23 protein-coding genes are annotated in these 21,081 nt (G+C 66.5%); 9 read left to right on the top strand and 14 right to left on the bottom strand.

The window, feature by feature from the left end:
* Positions 1–16: 16 nt before the first annotated feature.
* The 3 genes from ACSFA7_RS14385 to ACSFA7_RS14375 form a co-directional block, all read right to left on the bottom strand.
* Positions 17–814 (bottom strand): enoyl-CoA hydratase/isomerase family protein, encoded by a 798-nt coding sequence (locus tag ACSFA7_RS14385; protein ID WP_435499986.1) that lies wholly within the window; start codon positions 812–814, stop codon positions 17–19.
* Between the two features lie 60 nt (positions 815–874).
* Entirely contained in the window at positions 875–1,303 is a 429-nt protein-coding gene (locus ACSFA7_RS14380; protein ID WP_435499985.1) for a hypothetical protein, read from the bottom strand.
* 69 nt (positions 1,304–1,372) lie between these two features.
* Positions 1,373–1,645, bottom strand: coding sequence for a DUF2164 domain-containing protein (locus ACSFA7_RS14375; protein WP_435499984.1), 273 nt, complete (start codon positions 1,643–1,645; stop codon positions 1,373–1,375).
* A gap of 102 nt (positions 1,646–1,747) precedes the next feature.
* On the opposite strand from ACSFA7_RS14375, the gene ACSFA7_RS14370 reads away from it, so the two are divergent.
* The 3 genes from ACSFA7_RS14370 (at position 1,748) to ACSFA7_RS14360 (ending at position 5,094) form a co-directional block, all read left to right on the top strand.
* On the top strand, positions 1,748–2,935 hold the full coding sequence (locus ACSFA7_RS14370; RefSeq protein ID WP_435499983.1) for a lactonase family protein: 1,188 nt from the start codon (positions 1,748–1,750) through the stop codon (positions 2,933–2,935).
* A 304-nt stretch (positions 2,936–3,239) separates the two neighbouring features.
* Positions 3,240–4,841: a PPC domain-containing protein gene (locus ACSFA7_RS14365; protein ID WP_435499982.1), complete on the top strand. Its 1,602-nt coding sequence runs from the start codon at positions 3,240–3,242 to the stop codon at positions 4,839–4,841.
* Positions 4,842–4,881: 40 nt separating this feature from the next.
* A complete protein-coding gene (locus ACSFA7_RS14360) occupies positions 4,882–5,094 on the top strand; it encodes a hypothetical protein (RefSeq protein WP_435499981.1) in 213 nt (70 codons plus the stop codon).
* A 64-nt stretch (positions 5,095–5,158) separates the two neighbouring features.
* Here the strand turns inward: ACSFA7_RS14360 and ACSFA7_RS14355 are convergent, their stop codons facing one another.
* Positions 5,159–6,067, bottom strand: a complete 909-nt coding sequence (locus tag ACSFA7_RS14355) for a DUF808 domain-containing protein (RefSeq protein WP_435499980.1) — start codon at positions 6,065–6,067, stop codon at positions 5,159–5,161.
* A gap of 76 nt (positions 6,068–6,143) precedes the next feature.
* Positions 6,144–6,662 carry a GNAT family N-acetyltransferase gene (locus tag ACSFA7_RS14350; protein WP_435499979.1) on the bottom strand — a complete coding sequence of 173 codons (519 nt, stop codon included), beginning with the start codon at positions 6,660–6,662 and terminating at the stop codon, positions 6,144–6,146.
* An 86-nt stretch (positions 6,663–6,748) separates the two neighbouring features.
* Between ACSFA7_RS14350 and ACSFA7_RS14345 the strand changes: the two genes are divergently transcribed.
* The 3 genes from ACSFA7_RS14345 to ACSFA7_RS14335 are packed head-to-tail and all read left to right on the top strand — an operon-like array spanning position 6,749 to position 7,475.
* Complete coding sequence (locus ACSFA7_RS14345) at positions 6,749–6,898, top strand: hypothetical protein (RefSeq protein ID WP_013542593.1); 150 nt, start codon at positions 6,749–6,751, stop codon at positions 6,896–6,898.
* Positions 6,895–7,197: a VF530 family protein gene (locus ACSFA7_RS14340; protein ID WP_435499978.1), complete on the top strand. Its 303-nt coding sequence runs from the start codon at positions 6,895–6,897 to the stop codon at positions 7,195–7,197. Before ACSFA7_RS14345 ends, ACSFA7_RS14340 begins: the two co-directional genes overlap by 4 nt.
* The gene (locus tag ACSFA7_RS14335; RefSeq protein ID WP_435499977.1) at positions 7,194–7,475 is read left to right on the top strand and encodes a 2Fe-2S iron-sulfur cluster-binding protein; all 282 of its coding nucleotides are present in this window, start codon (positions 7,194–7,196) and stop codon (positions 7,473–7,475) included. The genes ACSFA7_RS14340 and ACSFA7_RS14335 overlap by 4 nt, the downstream gene beginning before the upstream one ends.
* Here the strand turns inward: ACSFA7_RS14335 and ACSFA7_RS14330 are convergent.
* The gene (locus tag ACSFA7_RS14330) at positions 7,472–8,755 is read right to left on the bottom strand and encodes an MFS transporter (protein WP_435499976.1); all 1,284 of its coding nucleotides are present in this window, start codon (positions 8,753–8,755) and stop codon (positions 7,472–7,474) included. The two genes, ACSFA7_RS14335 and ACSFA7_RS14330, sit on opposite strands and share 4 nt — an antisense overlap.
* Positions 8,756–8,845: 90 nt before the next feature.
* On the opposite strand from ACSFA7_RS14330, the gene ACSFA7_RS14325 reads away from it, so the two are divergent.
* Positions 8,846–9,508: an RluA family pseudouridine synthase gene (locus ACSFA7_RS14325; protein WP_435499975.1), complete on the top strand. Its 663-nt coding sequence runs from the start codon at positions 8,846–8,848 to the stop codon at positions 9,506–9,508.
* Here the strand turns inward: ACSFA7_RS14325 and ACSFA7_RS14320 are convergent.
* The 5 genes from ACSFA7_RS14320 to egtB form a co-directional block, all read right to left on the bottom strand.
* Positions 9,495–9,935 (bottom strand): universal stress protein, encoded by a 441-nt coding sequence (locus ACSFA7_RS14320; RefSeq protein ID WP_013542598.1) that lies wholly within the window; start codon positions 9,933–9,935, stop codon positions 9,495–9,497. The genes ACSFA7_RS14325 and ACSFA7_RS14320 overlap by 14 nt on opposite strands.
* Before the next feature lie 127 nt (positions 9,936–10,062).
* Positions 10,063–10,818 carry a 2OG-Fe dioxygenase family protein gene (locus tag ACSFA7_RS14315; RefSeq protein ID WP_435499974.1) on the bottom strand — a complete coding sequence of 252 codons (756 nt, stop codon included), beginning with the start codon at positions 10,816–10,818 and terminating at the stop codon, positions 10,063–10,065.
* Complete coding sequence (locus tag ACSFA7_RS14310) at positions 10,815–11,096, bottom strand: DUF427 domain-containing protein (protein WP_435499973.1); 282 nt, start codon at positions 11,094–11,096, stop codon at positions 10,815–10,817. The genes ACSFA7_RS14315 and ACSFA7_RS14310 overlap by 4 nt, the downstream gene beginning before the upstream one ends.
* Before the next feature lie 729 nt (positions 11,097–11,825).
* Complete coding sequence (gene egtD / locus ACSFA7_RS14305) at positions 11,826–12,824, bottom strand: L-histidine N(alpha)-methyltransferase (protein ID WP_435499972.1); 999 nt, start codon at positions 12,822–12,824, stop codon at positions 11,826–11,828.
* 2 nt (positions 12,825–12,826) lie between these two features.
* On the bottom strand, positions 12,827–14,086 hold the full coding sequence (gene egtB, locus ACSFA7_RS14300; protein ID WP_435499971.1) for an ergothioneine biosynthesis protein EgtB: 1,260 nt from the start codon (positions 14,084–14,086) through the stop codon (positions 12,827–12,829).
* A gap of 155 nt (positions 14,087–14,241) precedes the next feature.
* Between egtB and ACSFA7_RS14295 the strand changes: the two genes are divergently transcribed.
* Together ACSFA7_RS14295 and ACSFA7_RS14290 are read left to right on the top strand one after the other, a co-directional pair.
* Complete coding sequence (locus ACSFA7_RS14295) at positions 14,242–15,588, top strand: NAD(P)/FAD-dependent oxidoreductase (RefSeq protein ID WP_435499970.1); 1,347 nt, start codon at positions 14,242–14,244, stop codon at positions 15,586–15,588.
* 16 nt (positions 15,589–15,604) lie between these two features.
* The gene (locus tag ACSFA7_RS14290) at positions 15,605–15,856 is read left to right on the top strand and encodes a hypothetical protein (RefSeq protein WP_435499969.1); all 252 of its coding nucleotides are present in this window, start codon (positions 15,605–15,607) and stop codon (positions 15,854–15,856) included.
* Positions 15,857–15,874: 18 nt separating this feature from the next.
* Here ACSFA7_RS14290 and ACSFA7_RS14285 read toward each other — a convergent pair whose 3' ends face one another.
* The 3 genes from ACSFA7_RS14285 to fhuE all read right to left on the bottom strand — a co-directional run bounded on the left by ACSFA7_RS14285 (position 15,875) and on the right by fhuE (position 21,029).
* The gene (locus ACSFA7_RS14285) at positions 15,875–17,806 is read right to left on the bottom strand and encodes a PhoX family protein (RefSeq protein WP_435499968.1); all 1,932 of its coding nucleotides are present in this window, start codon (positions 17,804–17,806) and stop codon (positions 15,875–15,877) included.
* Positions 17,807–17,891: 85 nt separating this feature from the next.
* Positions 17,892–18,419, bottom strand: coding sequence for a thermonuclease family protein (locus tag ACSFA7_RS14280; RefSeq protein ID WP_435499967.1), 528 nt, complete (start codon positions 18,417–18,419; stop codon positions 17,892–17,894).
* Between the two features lie 135 nt (positions 18,420–18,554).
* Positions 18,555–21,029, bottom strand: coding sequence for a ferric-rhodotorulic acid/ferric-coprogen receptor FhuE (gene fhuE / locus ACSFA7_RS14275; protein ID WP_435499966.1), 2,475 nt, complete (start codon positions 21,027–21,029; stop codon positions 18,555–18,557).
* Positions 21,030–21,081: the final 52 nt, after the last annotated feature.

Genomic DNA, 21,081 nt, shown 5'->3' with positions numbered 1-21,081 from the left:
TTCGGTAGCCCGGACTTCAACCGAAGTTCGGCGTGCGCTTCTCGCGCAGCGAGGCCACGCCCTCGCGCACGTCGGCGCCCGCGAAGCCCATGAATTCGAGCGCCAGCGAGGCATCGAAGGTCGGGCCAGCCTGGCGCAGCCAGTTGTTGAGCGCGTACTTGGTGAAGCGGATCGCGCTCTGGCTGCCGGCCGCGAGCCGGTCGGCCACTTCGTAAGCGCGCGGCAGCAGGTCGGCCTCGTCCACCGCGAGCGACACCAGGCCGATGCGCTCGGCCTCCTCGCCGCTCACCGGCTCGCACAAGAGCAGGTGGTACTTGGCCTTGGCCATGCCGCACAGGAGCGGCCAGACGATCGCCGCATGGTCGCCCGCCGCCACGCCCAGGCGCGTGTGGCCATCGACGATCTTCGCGCTCTTCGTGGCGATGGAAATGTCGGCGAGCAAGCCGGCCACCAACCCTGCGCCCACCGCCGGGCCGTGCATCGCGCTCACGATGGGCTTGTCGCAGTTGATGATGTTGTAGACGAGGTCGCGCGCCTCTTTCCACACGCGCTGGCGCACCGCGTCATCGGTGGTCATGTCCTGCACCATCGCGAGGTCGCCGCCGCCCGAGAAGCCCAGGCCTTCGCCCCTCAGCACCGCACAGCGCACCGTGTCGTCGGCCGACACGTCGCGCCAGATCTCGGCGAGTTCGCGGTGGCCGTCATGGCCCGCCGTGGGCAGCTTGCCGTTGGTCGCGCGCATCTGGATGTCGAGCACGGTGCCATTGGCGCCGCGGCGCGTGATGGCGAGGGTCTGGTAGCGGGAGTAGTCCATGGGTGTCTCCGCCCTGCGTCCGTGGACGAGGACTTTTTTCTTCGTTGAAAAGCCGATGGACTATTTTCGCGCCGCCAACTCGCGGCACTGCTTCACATTGGCATCGAAACGTGGCGCCAGCCCGGGCTCGCAGGCCTCGTCGCCGGGCGTCAGCTTGCACATGCCGACGACCACATAGTCCATCACCGCCGAGGTGCACATCGGGTAGGCCGCGAGGTCCGGATTGGCCTTCACCTTGAAGCCCCAGCGCTCGGTGAACTGCACCGTGCGGGCCATCGCGCCGTGGAAGAAGCTGCGGTCCCTGGCGGCGATGGCGGCCTCCATGCGCGGCAGTTCTTCGTTCAGGTAGCCGGCGGCGTCCAGGGGGAACGCCGAGGGCGGCTCCTGCTGGGCTGCTGCCAGGGATGCGGCCAGCACGAGCGACAGGGCGATCAGCGGGCGCAGCAGTGAGGCAGGCGAAAAACGGGTGGTCAGGCGGTGGAGTTGCATGGCCTGGGATTCTGCAACGTTTGGAAGCATCTTTGAATGGCGGGCGATGCGTGCGCGCTACGCCGGGGCCTACTTGCCCTTCTTCTGCCTGTCGAACTTGCGCCAGTACTGGAATTCGTCCTCGTGCACTTCGAGATCGACTTCGGAGATGCGGGACTGCAGCCGCTCTTGCACATCGGCCACTCCCTTGTTGTAGACCAGGGGGCCGACCTCTTCGAGGAAGAAGCCGAGCAGCGCGCCGGCCGCGATGTTGCCGATCTTCTCTTCCATGTTCTCGTTGAAGTAGCGCTCGATCGAGGCGATCGCCTGCTGGCGCGCTTCCTTGGAAATCTCGATGGTCATGCGGCTTGCGATGGGGTGTTGGGGGGAACGATTGTGCCGCTACGATGCGCAGCGGCCCCAGAGCCCGCGCAACAACGACACACAACAACGGAGACACGCACCATGAAGTTTCATCCGGCCGCATTGGCTGCCCTTGCCCTGGTCGCGCTCTCGGGCTGCACCAACCTCACCCCCACCGTGCCGCAGCGCCAGCTGATGATCGTGGCAAACGACGAGAAGCAATCGTGGAACGACGCAGGCGCCGTCATCCTCGCCCCCATGGGGCGCGACACGGTGCAAGTGCTCGACATCGGCACCGATCCGCTCGCACCCAAGGTCGTCGGCACGCTGCAGCTGGACAACACCATCGCCGGCCCGCCGACCAACCTCGCGATCACGCCCGGCGAGACGCTCGCGCTGGTCGCCAACTCGCTCAACGTGGTCGAGGAAAACGGCGTGCGCAAGCAAGTGCCCGACAACCGCCTCTTCGTGGTCGACCTGACCACCACGCCGCCCAGGCTGATCGACACGCTCACCGTGGGCAAGCAGCCTTCGGGCCTGTCGATCAATCGCGCGGGCACGCTCGCGCTGGTGGCCAACCGCGCCGACAACTCGGTGAGCGTGCTGCGCATCGCGGGCAAGAAGGTGACGCTCGTCGACACCGTGGCCATGAACGATTCGGTGGCGCATGTGCGCTTCACGCCCGATGGCAAGCGGGCCCTGGTCGCCAAGTTCCCGACCCACAAGATCGCGCTGCTCGAAGTGAACGGCGAGAAGGTCAGCTACAACAAGGTCGACCTCGCGGCCGGCCTCTGGCCCTACAACGTGGACGTGACGCCCGACGGCAAGCTCGCGCTCACGGCCGACAACGGCAACTCGGGCGCATCGGACGGACAGGTCGACACCATGAGCGTGATCGACATGGAAGCCGCGCCGCCGCGCGTGATCGACAAGGTCGTGGTCGGCGACGGCCCCGAGGGCCTGGCCGTGAGTCCGACCGGCAAGCATGCGGTCGCCGTGATCCTGCGCGGCAGCAACTCGGCGAAGAACGCCTATTTCCACAACCGCAACGGCTCGGTGGTGCTGCTGAAGATCGACGGCAAGAAGGTCACCCGCGCCAACGAGGTGGTGGTGCGCGGCCTGCCCGAAGGCGCGGTGTGGAGCGCCGACGGCAAGTACCTCTATGTGGGGAATTTCATCGACCAGGACATCACGATCCTGCGCGTCGATGGCGACACGCTGGTGCCGACGGGGAAGTCGTTTCCGCTGCAGGGGCACCCGGCGGCGATGCGGGGCGCCACGACGCACTGACGCACCCGGTCCCCGGGAGAAGATGACCAGCCATCCTTCGAGCCGGGCCAGACGCGTTCGAATCAGCGCGCCGCATCGGCGATGCCGCTGAAGATCGACAGCAAGAGCTTCGCGCGTGCAAACAAAGTCGTGCTGCACGGCACCAGACGGCTACTTACCTCTACGTTGACAGCTTCATCGGCCGGATCGCACGATTCCGCGGATCGAGGAGGGGTGCGCTGACGCCCGTGGGGAGCGCGCTCGCGCAGGGGGCATCCGGTGACGACGCGGCGCCTCGGGGTGCACTGAAGCGGCGGCCGGCCCGATGCAACGAGTGGCATTTCTCGAGTCGTTCCTCGAAGAGCAAACCATCGAAACCACAACCGGAAAGAAGGAATCCATGCCTCATACCTTGCAGAAGCGACTTTGGGTGTCATTGGCCTGCCTGTCGGGACTGATCTTTGCCCCTGCGGGGCAGGCTGCGCCGCTCGGCGACCCCGTCATGGTGAATACCGAAACAGCCGGCAATCAAACCTCCGGTTTGTTCGCTGCGGGATCCAACGGAGAAAAACTCCTGATCTGGAGAGATGCCGCGGCAAATGCCACCTACGCTCAAAGGATAAGGTCGTCGGGAATTCCTTTTTTAACGAAGCACCAAATCCAGCTTCCGCCAACGAATGCGAAGTTATCCGTTGACCGCGCCGGCAATTTCGTTTTGGCAGGCCAAACCGGAACATCCGGAATAGTCATGTCTTATGACAGGAATGGAAATCTGCTGTCCAATTTCAGCCCGACCCCGGACACATTGAATGCGGTTGCCAGCATGGATACGGATGGCCATATGACCGTAGCCTATACGTACCCCAACGTATTCAATGTTCCTCGAAATCTTGCAATCAGGAGATTCAATACCGGCGGAATTCCCATTGCCCCCGAAATCATCGTTGCATCGGGCCCCGTGGATACAATTTCCGGCCCCAATTCAATTGCCACGGACAATGCAGGGAACACTGCATTGTTATGGACAAGCCAATCCAGTTCTTCGGCACCGGCCAACGTTGTAATGCAACGCTTCAGCCGTGCAGGTGCTGCACTGACTCCGGTAATTGCCGCCGCCGAATCAGGAGGATCATCCGCGAATATTGCCATGGAGCCCGGAGGTAAATCCGTCGTCGCATGGTACAAATCATTTCCCAATGAATTGGATTACACCTACATCGTATATGCCCGGTCATTCGACGAGAATGGCAACCCCACCGGAATCGCGCGAGTCAATCAACGCCTCATTGATTTCTACCCGGAAACCACCGCGGCAATTGCAGAGAATGGCGATTTTGTCGTTTCGTGGATCGCATCGCTTGGCGTGATCGGAGGTCCCCGAAGCTCTACATTGGCGGCAAGACAATTTCACAGCAATGGAACGCCAATTACCGACGAATTGCGAGTCGACCCGCCCCAGATTCAATTTGCATCCCGCCCGCGCATGGCAATGGATCCGGTGGGAAATTTTGCAGTGGCATGGACCAGCGGTTCATATACCAGCGGCTCCGAGACCGGATGGGACGTCATGGTGCGCACCTTCAAGATGGACACCCGGCCGCCGATCACACAACTCCTGAACAAGCAGCCCGCCCAAGGCCTGACAGGCGACGCCGACAGCTGGCGCTATTACAGGCTCACCGTCCCCTCGGGCATCAGGCAGTTGAACATCGACATGACCGGCCCCGTCGGCGGCGGTGATGGCGACATGTACGTCCGCTTCGGCGGACTTCCCTCGTTGACAGCCTGGGACCACCGTCCTTACGTCAACGGCAGCAACGAATCCATCGGGATCAGCAATCCGCCGCCCGGCGACGTCTACATCGCGATCCACGGACGAAGCCCGTACGCGTCGGTCGGACTGACCGCCGGCTACTACTACCCCTGATGCGGGGGCGGGGGGCGGCCACGGCCTACACTCTTGCGCCATGCCCAAACCCCAACGACAACTCCGCACGCTCGAACGCGGCATCCTCTGCCTCGTGATCGGCGCCGCCGTCTTGCTGGCGCCGCGCTTCCTGCAGGGCACGCGCTGGTTCGAGATGGTGGCGGGGGCCTACCTGGTCGGCTGGTTCGCGCTGGTGCTGGGCATCGCGCTGGTCGGCGTCGGCCTGTTCCAGCGCAACAAGCCGCGCTCCTGAAAAAAGAAAACCCGCCTTGCGGCGGGTTTCGGCGAGACGGGCTTGCGTGCTTGCCGCAGCAAGGTCAGCCCTTCTTGCCGCGCAATTTGCCGACGAGCTCCACGACCGCCAGCACGATCGCGCCGGCGACAAGGCCCACGACGGCGTTCACGCCCATCGAGCCGAGCGTGCCGAACACACCGCCCGTGGCCTTGGCCCAGTCCTCGACGGCATGGCCGAACGCGGGCACGCCGTGCACCAGGATGCCGCCGCCCACGAGGAACATGGCGGCGGTGCCGGCCACCGACAGCGCCTTCATGAGCCAGGGCGCCGTGGCCAGGATGCCGCGGCCGAGAGCCCGTGCGGCGGCGCTCGTGCGCTGGCTCAGGTAGAGGCCCGCGTCGTCGAGCTTCACGATGCCGGCCACGAGGCCGTACACGCCGATGGTCATGATCAGCGCGATGCCGACCAGCACGCTCAGCTGCGTGGTGAACGGCTGGCCCTGCACGGTGCCCAGCGTGATCGCGATGATTTCTGCCGAGAGGATGAAGTCGGTGCGCACCGCGCCCTTGATCTTGTCCTTCTCGATCGCCACCAAGTCGACCGCCTCGTCGGCCACGGCCTGCTCGTGGCGCTGGGTGTCGGCCTCGTGTTCCTTCTTGTGCAGGAACTTGTGCGCGAGCTTTTCGGCACCCTCGAAGCAGAGGAAGGCGCCGCCGATCATCAGGAGCGGCGTTACCAGCCAGGGCAGCCAGGTGCCGATGGCGAGCGCAGCCGGCACCAGGATGGCCTTGTTGATGAACGAGCCCTTGCAGACCGACCAGACCACCGGGATCTCGCGCTCGGCCCTGACGCCGGACACTTGCTGCGCATTGAGCGCGAGGTCGTCGCCGAGCACGCCGGCCGTCTTCTTGGCGGCGACTTTGGTGAGGATCGACACGTCGTCCAGGACGGTCGCGATGTCGTCGAGCAGCAGGAGCAGGCTGGTGGCCATATGAAAAGGTCAGTCTGAAAAAGAAGCGGCGAGCTTAGCCGCGGCGGCTGCACGCACGTGCAATAACCGTACGAGGTCAGGAAACGCTGCGCTTGAGGCGGATTTCCTCGATGCGGACAGTGCCCAGCAGCGTGGTCTTGGCCGTCTTCATCTCGCGCTTGAAGCCGGCGAGTTCGTGGAAGCGCATGGCGCGGTCGTTGCGGATGGGCACCCAGATGGTGACCGTGGTGCAGCCCTCTTCCTCGAGGCCCTCGCGCGCCGCGTCCCAGAGGGCAACGCCCACGCCCTTGCCCCAGTGCTCGGGCTTGACGTAAATGGCCCAGATCTCGCCCGTGGTGGACGGCGTCTTGGGATCGCGCGAGCGGTCGAAGCCGACAAAACCGACGATTTCGTTGCCGAGCGTGGCCACCTGCACCTGCGGCTCGCTGAATTCGATGGCTTCGCGCCACTTGGCTTCGCGGGTGGCAGGAGCCAGCGTGCCCAGCTCTTCTTCGGGGAGGATGCCTTCGTAGGCGGCCTTGGCGGCCAGGGCATGGACTTCGGCGACGGCCTTGGCGTCGCGCATCGTGGCGGGGCGAACTTCGTAATCGGACATGAATGCAGGAAATCGGATGGAACCGGCTATTGTCGCCGCACCGCTAAACTGCCCGCTGCATCCGTAGCATCAACTGGAGAAAAGTCATGGCAAAGAGTCAGCAACGCAGCACCAAGGAAGCCAAGAAACCGAAGAAGGACACCTCGCCGCCCAAGCCCGTGGGCACCGGCGGCATCGAGCCGGTCCGCACGATCACCACCGCGGTGATTCCGCGCGGCAAGCTCAAGAACAAGTGACCGACGAGGCACCGGCCGGCCCCCCGCCGGCCCCGGCCAAGCCCGCCCAGCCCCGCAACCCGCTGCACGGGCTCACGCTGGAGGCCATCGTCACCTCGCTGGCCGACTGGTACGGCTGGGAACACCTGGGCGAGCTCGTTCCCATCCGCTGTTTCCAGATCGACCCGAGCGTGGGCTCCAGCCTCAAGTTCCTGCGCAAGACGCCGTGGGCGCGCGAGAAGGTTGAGAGCCTTTACCTCTTCATGCTGCGCGAACAACGCCGCGAGCAGCAGCAACAACAGCAGCCTCCCCAGGAATGAAGGTCCGACTCGCGCCCTCGGGCCTCGACTTCGAGACCGAACCGGGCACCACGCTCCTGAAGGCGGCCGAGGCCGCCGGCATCGAACTGCCGAGTTCCTGCAGAAACGGCACCTGCCGCACCTGCATCTGCCGGCTGATGTCGGGCCGCGTGCGCCACATCATCGAATGGCCCGGCCTGAGCGTCGACGAAAAAGACGAAGGCTGGATCCTGCCCTGCGTGGCGGAGGCGCTGGACGACCTCACGCTCGACGCACCGAAAGCCTTTTCGGTTTTCTAGACCGGTCCGGCAGGCTTGACGGCCGCAGGCATCGCCACCACCAGGCGATCGCGCTGTGCCAGCGACGGGAACAGCTTGAACCACGTCAGCGCCACCAGCATCGTCCCCACGCCGCCCACCACCACCGACCCCACGGGCCCGAGCAGCGCCGCCGTGGCGCCCGACTCGAATTCGCCGAGCTGGTTGCTCGCGCCGATGAAGATCGAGTTGACCGCACTCACCCGCCCGCGCATGGCGTCGGGCGTCTCCAGCTGCACCAGCGTCTGGCGGATCACCACGTTGACCATGTCCGCCCCGCCCGACACAGCGAGCGCGATCAGCGAGACGATGAAGCTCTTGGAGATACCGAACACCACCATGCAGAGGCCGAAGAGCCCGATGGCCAGCAGCAGCGTGCGCCCCACATGCCGCTCGACCGGCCGCCGCGTGAGCGCGATCGACATCACCAGCGCCCCGACGGCCGGCGCACCGCGCAGCAGCCCGAGCCCCCATGGGCCCGTGTGCAGGATGTCCTTCGCATAGATCGGCAGCAGCGCCACCGCGCCGCCCAGCAGCACCGCGAACAGGTCGAGCGAGACAGCACCGAGCACGGGCTTGCGCTTCCAGATGAAGTCGACGCCCGCGAACACCGTGGCGAGCGTGACCGGCTCGCGCGCGGCCGGCGTGTAGGCATAGCGCAGCCGCAGCACCAGCGCGCAGGCGATGACGAAGAACGCGACGCTCGCGCCGTACACCACCGACATGCCCGCCACGAACAGCAGCCCGCCGAGCGCCGGCCCGCCGATGATCGCGCCCTGCATGCCGGCCGAGCTGAAGGCCATGGCCCGCGCGAGCATCGAGGGCGGCACCAGCAGCGGCGTGAGCGCCTGCTGCGCCGGCATCTGGAAGGCACGCACCGCGCCCAGCACCAGCGAGAGCCCCAGCAGCAGGCCGCGCGTGTCGTGCTTCTCCAGCACGGCCAGCAGCAGCACCAGCCCCACCAATCCCTGCACCGCGAAACAGGCGGCCACGATGCGGCCGCGGTGGTGGCGGTCGACGATGTGGCCGGCCAGCAGCGCCAGCAAGAGCGCGGGAACGAATTGGTAGAGCCCGACGAGGCCCAGGTCCCAGGCGCTGCTGGTGAGCTCGTACATGTGCCAGCCGATGGCCACCAGCAGCATCTGCGAGGCGGCGGTTCCGAAGAGCCGCGCCGTCCACATGTGCATGAAGGGGCGCTCGCGCGTCAGGTCGGAAAAGCTGGGTTGAGGGGAGGAAGCGGAGGCGGGAGCGGAGCCGGACATTGTGCGTCGAGGATAGCCGAGGGCCATGAGCCACCCGTTAGCAAGGCGCAATGCCCTGCCTTGCGCGCCCTCTCTACACTCGCTTCCTCCATGACCGCGCCGCCACTGAATCCCATCCACGAAGACGCCCACCTGCTGGTGCTCGAGAAGCCCGCGGGCCTGCTCTGCGTGCCCGGGCGCGGCGAGGACAAGCAGGACTGCCTGAGCGCACGCGCGATGTGCCAATGGCCCGATGCGCTGATCGTGCACCGGCTCGACATGGCGACCAGCGGACTCGTGGTGATGGCGCGCAGCCTCGAGATGCAGCGCGCGCTGAGCGCGGCCTTTGCCGACCGGCAGGTGCACAAGCGCTACGAAGCCATCGTCGACGGTGAAATGCCCTCGCGCGAGGACTGGTCGGTCATCGATGCGCCATTGATGGCCGACTGGCCGCGCAGGCCCCTGCAGAAAACCGACCCAACGGGCAAGCCCAGCCTCACGCGCTGGCGTGCGCTGGCGTCATCGGTGCAGGGAGGTCTCAGCGCGACCCATGTGCTGCTCGAACCAGAGACCGGCCGCTCGCACCAGTTGCGCGTGCACCTGCTGTCGATCGGTCATCCGATTCTTGGCGATGCGCTGTATGGCGATGCCATGGTGCAGGCGCGTGCGCCGCGCCTGCTGCTGCATGCGAGCGAGCTGGCCTTCGTGCATCCGGCGACGCAGCAGACCCTTCGTTTCGAAAGCAAATCGGGTTTTTCGCTCAGCCGCCCTTGACCACGAGCACCGGCATCGTCGCGTCCTGAAGCACGCGCTGCGTGACGCTGCCCAGCAGCAGTTTCTCGATGCCGCTGCGGCCGTGCGAGCCCATCACGATCAGGTCGGCCGCGATGGCGATGGCCGTGTCGACGATGCCTTCGTGCACCACGTGGCCGTCGATCACGCGCTGGTCGCTGTGCAGGCCTTCGGCCGCGAGGGCCGCAACGCCGCGTGCCAGGGCCGCATTCGCGCTCGCGGTGGCGGCGGCCAGGTATTCGTTCTGGCCGAGCGCGTAGTCCGCGCCCACACCGATGAAGGGGTAGTTGTCGATCACGTGAATCAACGTGATGCGGCTCCCGAAAGCCAGTGCGAGGCCACTGGCCTTGCTGACGGCGAGCATGGAAGTTTCAGAACCGTCGATGGGAACCAGGATGTGATTGAACATGGCGGACCTCGCTTTCGTTCGCAGACAGACACGGCTCGAAGTCGAACCGGGTCCCGAATTTAACCGCTACACCGTTGGGTGGCTGTAGGACTCGTGCCAGCGGTACCCAAAGTACCGCCTGCGAGCGTCAATCGCCTTGGAAACCCTGCGATCGGCAAGTGATCACGAGCGTATCGCGGCAACCCGCACCGCCCTCTTCGAGCGGCTGGATCGGCGTCGATTCGTGAATGACGCGTGCATCGTCGAGCACGAGCAGCGTCCACGGCTCGGTCATGGTGAAGCGCTCGCCGCGCCGGCCGTTGGCCTCGAACACGCGCGTCTCGCCGCCTTTGATGCCCTGACGACCGACCAACGCCACGGCCACCAGATCAACGCCGTCGCGGTGCGCGCCTTCTGGGGTCGGGCGACCGATGCCGCCCGCGGTGTCGATGCGAAACTGATGTGCCTCGACGAACCATTTCTGCGGCGCACCGCGCATGTCGCTCGCTGCAGTGCCCAGGCGCTGCAGCAGGCGTTGCCAGACCGGCTGCACGATGGTCTCGGCCAGCATCGGCGCGAACCAGCGCTGCATCCCGCCGTGCAGCGCGTTGTATTCGACCGGCTGCCAGTGCGCGCGGTGCGGTACCTGCTCGAGCACCGCGTTGTCGCCCGCCTCGACGGTGAAGCATGCATGGCGACGCGTGCGGTAGCGGCCGCCGTCTTTCAGGTACTCGTCGGGTGGAAGGTCGTTCCAGTCCGCATGCAATGCCTCGAGTTGCGAGAGCGGCGCGCCGAGCCAGTCGCCGACGCCTTGGGGGCTCAGCACCGCGTAGCCTTGTTCGCGCAGGGCGGCGGGCAGTTCGGCAGGATCGATGAACGGTGGCGTGAAGGCGGCGGTGGTCACGCGGCGACCTTCACATCCTTCCAGAACGCGACGCGGTCGCGAATTTCCTCGGCTTCGGGCTTCGGGTCGGCGTAGTACCAGGCGGCGTCGGTGTGGAGCTCGCCGTTGACCAGCAGCGAGTAGTAGCTCGCGGTGCCCTTCCAGGGGCAGGTGGTCTTGTGGTTGCTGAAGGTGACGTGATCGCGATTGAGCGAACTCATCGGGAAATAGTGGTTGCCTTCGACGAGCACGGTGTCGTCGCTTTCGGCGATGGTGACGCCGTTCCAGGTTGCTTTCATCTGTCTTGGTCTCCAGAGGGAGGGGTGGCGGGGGCGCTGTCCGTTGCGCTGCCGCACGGGGCTTGGGTATTGTGCCGTTGCTTGGTACGGCCGCTTTTTCGTTGGTTGTATGAACCCTATTTGGATGTTTGCTTTCCGAGGCCGGGTCTCGGCCCGGCGGCCGACCTACTTTTCTTTGCTTCGCCAAAGAAAAGTAGACAAAAGAAAGGCGACCCTGCTGTCTGCGTCCCTCCGCTTCGCTGCGGGCAACCTGCGGTGCTCACGTTCCGCGGGGTCTCGCCCAAACTCGCTTCGCTCAAACAAGGGCGAGCCCTGATCCGCGAAACGCTCCGCTCCTCGGCGCATACAGAAGGGTTTTGGGGACCGACACGCCATCGCTGCGCTCGGCCACGGTGCCCTCACCCCAGCCCTCTCCCAAAGGGAGAGGGAGCCAATCCAGGCCGAGTGAAGCAAAGGCCCGATTGCAAGCCGAGCAAAGCGATGGCCCGTTCGTCTCCCCCTCCCCTCTGGCTGCGCCGAGGAGCGCAGCGTTTCGCGGATCAGGGCTCGCAGCTGTTTGAGCGAAGCGAGTTCTGCGAGACCCCGCGAAACGCGAGCACCACAGGTTGCCCCGTAGCGCAGCGAAGGGGTCGCAGACAGCGGGGTCGCCTTTTCTTTGCTTACTTTCTTTTGGCGAAGCAAAAGAAAGTGAGTCGCCTGCCGGGGCGAGACCCGGCCTCGAAAAGCAAACTAGGCAGCCAGCCAGTGAACGCTAAAGAGCTTCTCCGGATCCGTCCAAACCGCCCCCGGTCGGAACCCGGCACGAACAGCCAGCGCACGAAGCCCATCCACAGTGAACTTGTGCGAGTACTCGGTGTGAATAGTCTCGCCCTCCTCAAACCCAAACCGTTCCCCATTCAGAGAAACGCTCTGAGCCCGCCGGCTAACAAGGTGCATCTCGATCCGCTGCCGAGGCGCGTTATAGAACGCCGCATGCGCAAACCCATCCAGATCGAAGTCCGCATCGAGCTCCGTATTGGCACGACGCAAAAGATTCAGATTGAACTCCGCAGTCACCCCTTGCGCATCGTTGTAAGCCGCATGCAACCGCTCCGGCGCCTTCACCAGATCGACCCCAATCAAGAGCCCCCCGCCCCGCAACATCCGAGCCGCCAGCTGCAGAAAAGCCAGCGCCTCGTCAGGCTCGAAATTCCCGATCGTCGAGCCCGGGAAAAATCCGACGCGACGACCGGAACCGGCCAAAGGCGCAGGCAGCACCAGCGGCATCGTGTAGTCCGCAGCAATGGGCTGCACCACAAGCGCCGGATAGTCCGCCTTCAACCGTTCCGCAGCCGCCTCGAGGTGCTCCCCCGAGATGTCGATCGGCAGATAGCGCTTGGGCGTCTCGAGCGCATCGAGCAGCAGCCGCACCTTGGTCAGCGACCCCGCCCCGAACTCCACGATCTCCGCGTTCGGCCCGATCTGCTCGGCGATCTCGCCTGCGCATTCACCGAGGATGCGCAACTCGGTGCGCGTCGGGTAGTACTCGGGCAGCTCGCAGATCCGGTCGAACAACTGCGACCCGGCCACGTCGTAGAAGAACTTGGGCGAGATGCTGCGCGGCGCACGCGCCAGACCCGCCTGCATCTCCCGCCCGAATTCGGACAGCGGCACGACGGCCGCCGGCGAGCGGGATGTCTTCGAGGCAACGAACGAAGAGAGCGACGAAGAAGAAGTTGGATTGCGCATGATCAAAGGTCTTTCGCGAGCCGCAGCCCCGTGAATTGCCAGCGCGCCGCCGGCGGAAAGAAGTTGCGATAACTCGGCCGCGAGTGCCCGGCCGGCGTGGCGACGCTGCCGCCGCGCAGCACCAGTTGCCCCACCATGAACTTGCCGTTGTATTCGGCCGCGATGCCGGGCATCGGGCGAAAGCCGGGATACGGGTCGTACGAGGAACGCGTCCACTGCCACACATGGCCGGTCATCTGCGTGATGCCGGGCGCGTCGAACGCGGCCTCCCACTCGAACTCCGTCGGCAGCCGCGCGCCGGCCCATTCGGCATACGCGGCGGCTTCATAAAAACTCAACTGCGACACCGGCGCATCGGCTTCCATCGGCCGCACGCCGTGCAGGCCGAACACATGCCATTCGGCCGTGCCTTGCTGCTGCGTTCCGAGGTTCAGGCGCGGATCGTCGGATGCGAGCCAGTACGCCGGATGCCGCCAGCCATTCGCCTGCACAGCGGCCCATCCATCGGACAGCCACAGCTCCGCACGCTGATAGCCACCATCGGCAATGAACTGCGCATAGTCGCCGCAGTTCACCAGCCGGTCAGCAATCGCATACGGCTGCAGCAGCGCCTTGTGGCGCGGCGTCTCGTTGTCGAAGGAAAAACCCTGCCCCGCATGCCCCACTTCTGCGATGCCGCCGTGCTGCGATATCCAGCGCACCGCGGGCGGCACGGCGGCCAGCCGCAACGCAGGCCCGCTCGCCGGCTTGTACGCAGGCAACAGCGGGTTGCACGAGAGCGCATGCAGGATGTCGGTGAGCAGCAGCTCCTGGTGCTGCTGTTCGTGGTTCAACCCGAGCGTGACGATGGGCTCGATCACAGCCCAGCCCTGCTCGTCGACGCCACCTTCGAGCATTGCGAGCACCGCTTCATCGACATGCCGCCGGTACGCATGCACCTCGTCCACCGAAGGCCGCGTCAGCAGCCCGCGCTGCGGGCGGGGATGCCGCGGCCCTAGCGCCTCGTAGTACGAATTGAAGAGGTAATGAAATCGCGGATCGAAGGGCTGACAACCCTCGGCATGCGGTTGCAGAAGCACAGTCTCGAAGAACCACGTCGTGTGCGCGAGATGCCACTTCGTCGGGCTCGCATCGGGCATCGACTGGATGCATTGGTCTTCGGCGGAAAGCGGGGCGGCAAGTGCCAGGCTCGTGGCGCGCACTTCGCGAAACCTGTCGCGCAACGTGCTCGCCGCCTGTGTGATCGGCCGGGAAAGCGTCATGGGGTCTCCAGTCGGGTCAGCCGCAAGTTTTAGCCCATAGGGGTCGGCGCAGTCCGTAGGACAAAACGCCGCAGGGCCGCCGCCGGAAAGTCGACGGGCAGCCACTGTGGCACAAGATGGCGGGGTGTGCAGGGCGGCTGCGTATCATCCGTTCGATGCAAACGAACACCTCCCCGGCCAGGCCCAAGGTCGTCATCGTCGGCTGCGGATTCGGCGGACTCGAGGCGGCTCGCAAGCTGCAGCGCGCCGACGTCGATGTCACCGTGATCGACAAGACCAACCACCACCTGTTCCAGCCCCTGCTCTACCAGGTGGCCACCGCCGGGCTCGCCGCGCCCTCCATCGCGGCGCCGGTGCGTTCGCTGTTTCGCAAGCAACCCAACATCACCACGCTGCTGGGCGAAGTGAGCGCCATCGATCCCGCAGGCCGCACCGTACAGCTGGCCAGCGGCGCGAGCGTGCCTTACGACCACCTGATCGTCGCCGCCGGCGCCACGCACAGCTATTTCGGCCACGACGAATGGGCGCCCATAGCACCGGGCCTGAAGACGCTGGCCGATGCCTTCGAGATCCGCCGCCGCGTGCTGCTGTCGTTCGAAACCGCCGAGACCACCACCGACCCCGCGCTTCGCCGCGCCCTGCTCACCTTCGTGGTGATCGGCGCCGGCCCGACCGGCGTCGAAATGGCCGGCACGCTGGCCGAGATCGCCAAGCACACGCTCTCGGGCGAGTTCCGCCACATCGACCCGAGCAGCTCGCAGGTGCTGCTCGTGGAAGGCGGCCCGCGCGTGCTGCAGGCCATGCCCGAATCGCTGAGCCAGAAGGCGCTCGAGCAGCTCGAGAAACTGGGCGTCGAAGTGCGGCTGAATGCGCGCGTCACCGCCATCGACACCACCGGGCTCGAAGTGCAGACCGGCGGCGGCGCGGACGGCGCACCGGTCGCGAGCTACCGAATCGATAGCAGCTGCGTGGTCTGGGCCGCGGGCGTCGCGGCCTCGCCGCTCGGCCGCATGCTCGGCACGGCCACCGGCGTCGAATGCGACCGCGCGGGCCGCATCAAGGTCGAGCCCGACCTGAGCCTCGCGGGCCATCCCGAAATCAGCGTGGTGGGCGACCTCGCGGCCGCCATGAGCCACGCACCCGGCAAGCCGCCCAAGCCCGTGCCCGGCGTGTCGCCCGGCGCCAAGCAGATGGGCCGCGCCGCGGCATCGAACATCCTGCGCCGCATCGCGGGCCAGCCGACGGTGCCGTTCCGCTATGCGGACTACGGCAACCTCGCGACCATCGGCCGCAACTCGGCGGTGGTGGACCTGGGTACGCCCTTCGGCCCGCTGCGCTTCAGCGGCCGGCTCGCGTGGCTGTTCTGGCTGTTCGCGCACGCGTACTTCCTCATCGGCTTTCGCAACCGCGTCGTCGTGATGATGGACTGGGCGGGCGCGTACTGGAGCTTCCAGCGCAATGCGCGCGTGGTCGCCGACGTGCAGGGCAAGAGCGAGTCCTGAAGCAGGAGCCGGGGCCATGTTGTCGCTGATCTGGTGGATCGCCATTCATACCGTCGAAGCGCTCTTCCTGCTCTGGGTGCTGCGCTGGGGCGGTGCGGAGCGGATCGAGGGCACATGGGCCTCGGGATTCATCAGCGGCTTCGCGCCGCGCTGGAACGCCGAGGGGCTGCGCATGGCGGCGCTGATCCTGCTGGTGTTCTGCGCGATCACCTTCGTCGTGGGCCTGTTCATGCCCTCGCTACGGTGCTGGAGCAGCGGCGCCTGCTGAGCGCCGCCGCTACCGGCATCAGGTCCCGATCACACCGCCGTCGTTCTTCGTGATGACCACGGTGGCCGAGCGTGGGCGCCCTGCGCCGTCGGGCCATTTCGACACAGCCAGCGGACGGTCCGGATCGCTGCGCTCGTTGGCCGGCTCGCCCGGATGCTGGATGTTGATGAACAGCGTGCGCAGATCCGGCGTGGCCGTGAGGCCGGTGATCTCGCAGCCGGCCGGGCCGACCAGGAAGCGCCGGATCTCGCCCTTCGTCGGGTCGCAAGCCAGCATCTGGTTGTTCGGCAGGTTGCTGTAGTCGCCCTTGCCGAGCGTGGAGGTCGACACGTCGGTCTCGATCCACAGCACGCCGCGCGCGTCGACCATCAGGCCGTCGGGGCTGCCGAAGGTGTCGCCCTTGATGTTGCCCTGTGCCTCGTAGCGCGATTGCTTCGGGTCGCCCGCGAGCACGAGGTGGTTCCACGCGAACTTGGTCGCGTCGAGGTCACCGCTTTCCTTCCAGCGGATGATCTGGCCCATCGTGTTGTTGGAACGCGGATTGGCCGCGTCCATGAAGGGCTGGCCCGGCGCGCCGCGGTTGCTGTTGTTGGTGAGCGTGCAGTAGACCTCCTTCGTGAGCGGATCGACGGTGGTCCACTCGGGACGGTCCATCTTGGTCGCGCCCAGCAGGTCGCTCGCCTGGCGTGCCTTGATGAGCACGTCGCCCTGGCTCGCGAAACCCTTGTCGGCCACGAGCCCGTTCCGGCCCTGCACGAGCGGCAGCCATTCGCCGGTGCCGTCCACGTCGAAGCGGCCGACGTACAGCGTGCCGTGGTCGAGCAGTTCGCGGTTGGCCGCCGCGCCGCCGGGCTGCACCTTGTCGCGGCTCACGAACTTGTAGATGTATTCGAAGCGCGAGTCCTCGCCCATGTAGACGACGGCGCGGCCATCGTTGGTGAGCGCGGTGGCGGCGCCTTCGTGTGCGGCGCGGCCCATGGCGGTGCGCTTGCGCGGGGTCGATGCCGGGTCCTGCGGATCGATCTCGACCACCCAGCCGTAGCGGTTCGATTCGTTCGGGTGCCTGGCTACGTCGAAGCGCTCTTCGTGCTCGTGCCAGCGGTACTTGGCGCCGTTGCCCTTCTTGATGCCCCAGCGCTTCTGGTGTGCGTCGGGCGTGTCGGTGCCTTCGAAGTAGTCGGCGAAGTTTTCTTCGCAGGTGAGGTACGTGCCCCACGGCGTCTGGCCGTTGGAGCAGTTGTTGTAGGTGCCCAGCACCTGGGTGCCGGTCGGGTCGCCCGCGGTGCGCAGCATCGGGTGGCCTGCGGCGGGGCCGGTGAGCGTCATCGGCGTGAGCGCGGTGATGCGGCGCGCGAAACGCGACGGCAGCACCTGCGACCACTTCGCGCCCTCGCGCTGCAGTTCGATGACCGACACGCCATGCGCGTGCATCGACTTGCGCACCTTCTCGGGCGTCCAGGTCTTCATGCCGTCGGTGTGCAGCAGGCCGTCGTCGACGTATTCGTGGTTCAGCACCAGCAGGCCGCGGTTCGATCCGTCGAGCGGAAAGAAGGCCATGCCGTCGTGGTGCATGCCGGCCTGCAGGGCCTGTTCGTCGGCGGTGTTGGAGCCGTCGGTCTTGAAGGCGGGCATGCGGCCCGCGATGCCGGTGGCGTCGCCCCAGCGGTAGATCACCTGCGCGCTGTAGCCCTCGGGCACGACGACGCGGTCGACGGCCGCCATCGGCACGCTCTTGAAGCCGATGGCACGGCCCAGCGCGCTCACCGACGAGCTGCTGCCGGCGGTGGCGCAACCCGCCAGCGTGCCGGCCGCGAGCGGCCCGAAAAGCCCGGCCACCGCCGCCGCGAGACCGCCGCGCACGAACACCCGGCGCCTGGGGTCGGACACGTCGTGGATCGTGGGGTTCGTGGAGGGATTGGAATCCTCCATCTGCTCGAAATCCTTGGCCATCTCTCTGATCTCTTGTCATGTGGGTTATGAGAACTTTCGATGTTCACGCCCACACGTGAAGGCCCCATGACAGCCAGCTGAAAGCTCAGAAGAGGTGATCGCTCCAATGCGATTCACGCTGGCTCTTGCGCCAGTCCCACGGCGGCACCGGCTTCGCATCGGCCCAGAGCCCCAGGTGCCGCGAGCGGGCGCTGTCCTGCAGTTTGAAGAGCCCGCCGCCACGCTTGGTCGCAATCTTGTTGTAGTCGTACACCCAGGCCCAGCCGTCGGACACCATGCGGCTACCGGCGTCCTCGCCGTTGCACGACACATCGGCCACCGTGCGGCCGTAACGGTCGGTGTCGCGTTCGGTGATGACCGCTTTCTCGGCGTAGCAGAGGCGGCTCAGCGCCTGCCGGCTGCGCTGGCCGTAGGGCTGCTTTTTTTCAGGGGCGTCGATGGCGGCGATGCGCACCCTGATCTGCTCGTAGGCACCGATGCGGCCGCAGCGCGCGGTGAGCGTGTCGCCGTCGGTCACGCCGACGATGAGGCAGTTGCGCGACGACGCGGCATGCGCCAGCGGCGGGATGGAAAGGCCGAGGAAAAGAAGCAGGAAGACCGGACGAAAGCGCATGCGGGAAGGGAAAGGAACGGAACACGGGGCGCCGATTCTCGGCGCGAAGTGCTCGCCCAGCCCTGCGGATGCATTTGTTTTCGTCTTTGCTGAAGGCGCTAGCGCAGCACCTTGCCTTTCGCCGCGTGTTCGCGGTCAGAACGCGTAGCTCAGCGTCGCCACCGCGTTGCGCGGCGTGCCGAAGTAGGCCTGCCCGTCGATGTTGCTGTAGTACTTCTTGTCAAAGAGGTTCTCGATGTTCAGCTGCAGCGCCAGCTTGGGCGTGAAGGCGTAGCGAGCCATCAGGCTCACGACCGCGCGCGAGCCTTGCTGGTAGCGCAGGTCGACGTCGCCCACGCTGTACGCGTAGTACGTGCGGTTCTGCCAGTTGACGCCGCCGCCCAGCGTGAGCCGGTGCCATTCGCCGGGCAACCGGTAGGTGGTGAACAGCGTGGCCTGCGTGGTCGGCATGGTGGTGTTGATGTGGTCGCCGTTGCCTTCGCGGCCCAGCGTGCGCGCGATGCCTGCGCTCAGCTGCCAGCCCGGGGCCAGCTCGCCCGACACCTGCAGCTCGATGCCCTTGCTGGTCACGCCGCGCGCGCCGTAGTAGGCGCCTTCGGTCGAGTTGGGCACGAGCCTGGTGCCGTCGCGCTGCGCCACGTTTTCCTGCTCGGCGCGGAACACGGCGATGGAGGTGTTGAGCTTGCCGTTCAAGTGCTCGCCCTTGAGGCCGATCTCGTAGCTCTTGCCGGTCACCGGGTCGAGGTACGAACCGGTGGCGTCGCGGTAGTTCTGCGGCTGGAAGATGTCGGTGTAGCTCGCGTACACCGAATAGGTGTCGCCCAGGTCGTACACCAGGCCCGCGTAGGGCGTGAATACCTCGTGCTTGCGGGTGGTCGGGGCGTCGGCGGTCAGGCGCGTGGAGCGCCAGCTGTTCTGCCTGCCCCCCACGATGAGCTTGAGCGAATCGGCCAGCGACAGGCGCGCGGCGCCGTAGTAGCCGGTCTGGCGCGTCTTGGTGATGCCCGAGACCTTCAGCGGCTCCCACGTCGGTTCGGCGAACGAGCCATCCCAGGCGTAGAAGTTGCCGGTGCTGGGCAGCGCGCTGGTGCGCGGATGGTTGGCCTCCACGTAGCGCGACTGGCTGTTGGTGACACCCACCACGAGCTCGTGCGTGCGGCCCAGCAGCGTGAAGGGGCCGGTGGCCTGCAGGTCGAGGCTGTTCTGGCGGAACTCGTGCTCGAAGTAGCCGGGCAGCGAGCCCAGGCCGCGACCGGTGAGGCGGTCGAGGCCGCCGAAGAGGTACAGCAGCTTGGCGTTCTGGTGGCTGTCGCGGTGCGAGGCGTTGGCCTTGAGCTTCCAGCCGTTGTCGAACTGGTGCGTGAGGTTCGCGAAGGCCGTGGTGGTGGTCGTGTCCCAGTGGGTCCACGGCGTGCCGATGGTCTTGGAGCGGTCCCAGCGCGTGGCCGTGCCGTCGCTGAAGGTCAGCGGCAAGCCGCCCCAGGTCGACGACGTGGGCCGGGTGGCCTGCGACTCGATGCCCACGCTCAGCGTGGTGCTCGGCGAGAGGTCGGCATCGACCACGCCGTACAGCACGTGCTTGCGGCCGTGGTACATGTCGATGAAGGAGTCCCGGTCTTCCGTCATGCCGATGATGCGGGCGCGCACGCGGCCGTCCTTGGTGACCGGCGTCTGCAGGTCGACCGTGCCGCGGCGCAGGTTCCACGAGCCCAGCGCGAGCGACGCGCTGCCGGCGAACACCTTGCTGTCGGCGTGCTTGCGCACCAGGTTGACCGAGGCCGACGGGTTGCCCGCCCCGGTGAGCAACCCGGTCGAGCCGCGCACGACCTCGATGCGGTCGTACAGCACCGGGTCGTTGGTGGAGGCGCCGAAGAAGTCGGTGGTGACCGTGGTCGGCACGCCGTCGTACTGGTAGTTGTCGATGTAGAAGCCGCGCGCGTACAGGTCGGTGCGGTCGCTGTCGGAGCTCACGGCAAACACGCCGGGCACGTTCTGCATGGCCTGGCCGAGCGACAGCAGGTTCTGGTCGTCGATCTGCTGGCGCGTGATCACGGTGACCGACTGCGGCGTCTCGCGCGGCGAGAGCGCGAGCCCCGTGGCCGCCGCCGTGGCGCGCGTGGTGTACGCGCCGGTGCCTTCGGTGGTGCCGCTGCGATCGGCCTCGGCCGTCACGGTGACGGGCGCGAGCGTGTCGGTGCCGACGGCTCCCGCGGCAGGCGCACCGGCCTCGCGGCGGTTCAGCGTGTAGCTGCCGTCGGTGCGCGCCACCACCTGCAGGCCGCTGCCCGCGAGCAGGCGCTCGATGGCTTCACGCGCGGTGTAGCGGCCCGATACCGCGGGGCTGCTGCGCCCCTGCGTCAGCGCGGGGTCGAACGACAGCGCAATGCCGTTGCCGGCCGCGAAGCTGGCGAGCGTGCGTCCCAGCGGGCCGGAGGGAATGTCGTAGGCGCGGGACGCGGCGGCGTCGAGCGACGACGACGCCTGCGCGAAGGCCGGCCCTCCCGCGCCGGCCAGGCCGCCGAGGGCAAGCGCCATCAGGGCATGGCGAAGGACGGTGTTCAGGCGGCGCTCTGCGAACGGGCGCAAGGCGGACGGGCGGGATGCGGACATGGAGGCGGGCCTTTCGGTTGGGCAGCGGTGAGTTCTTCACCCTCCTTGCCAG

This window comes from Variovorax trehalosi (assembly GCF_051216415.1).
GTDB lineage: Bacteria > Pseudomonadota > Gammaproteobacteria > Burkholderiales > Burkholderiaceae_C > Variovorax.
This window is presented reverse-complemented; position numbering and strand designations above follow the sequence as displayed.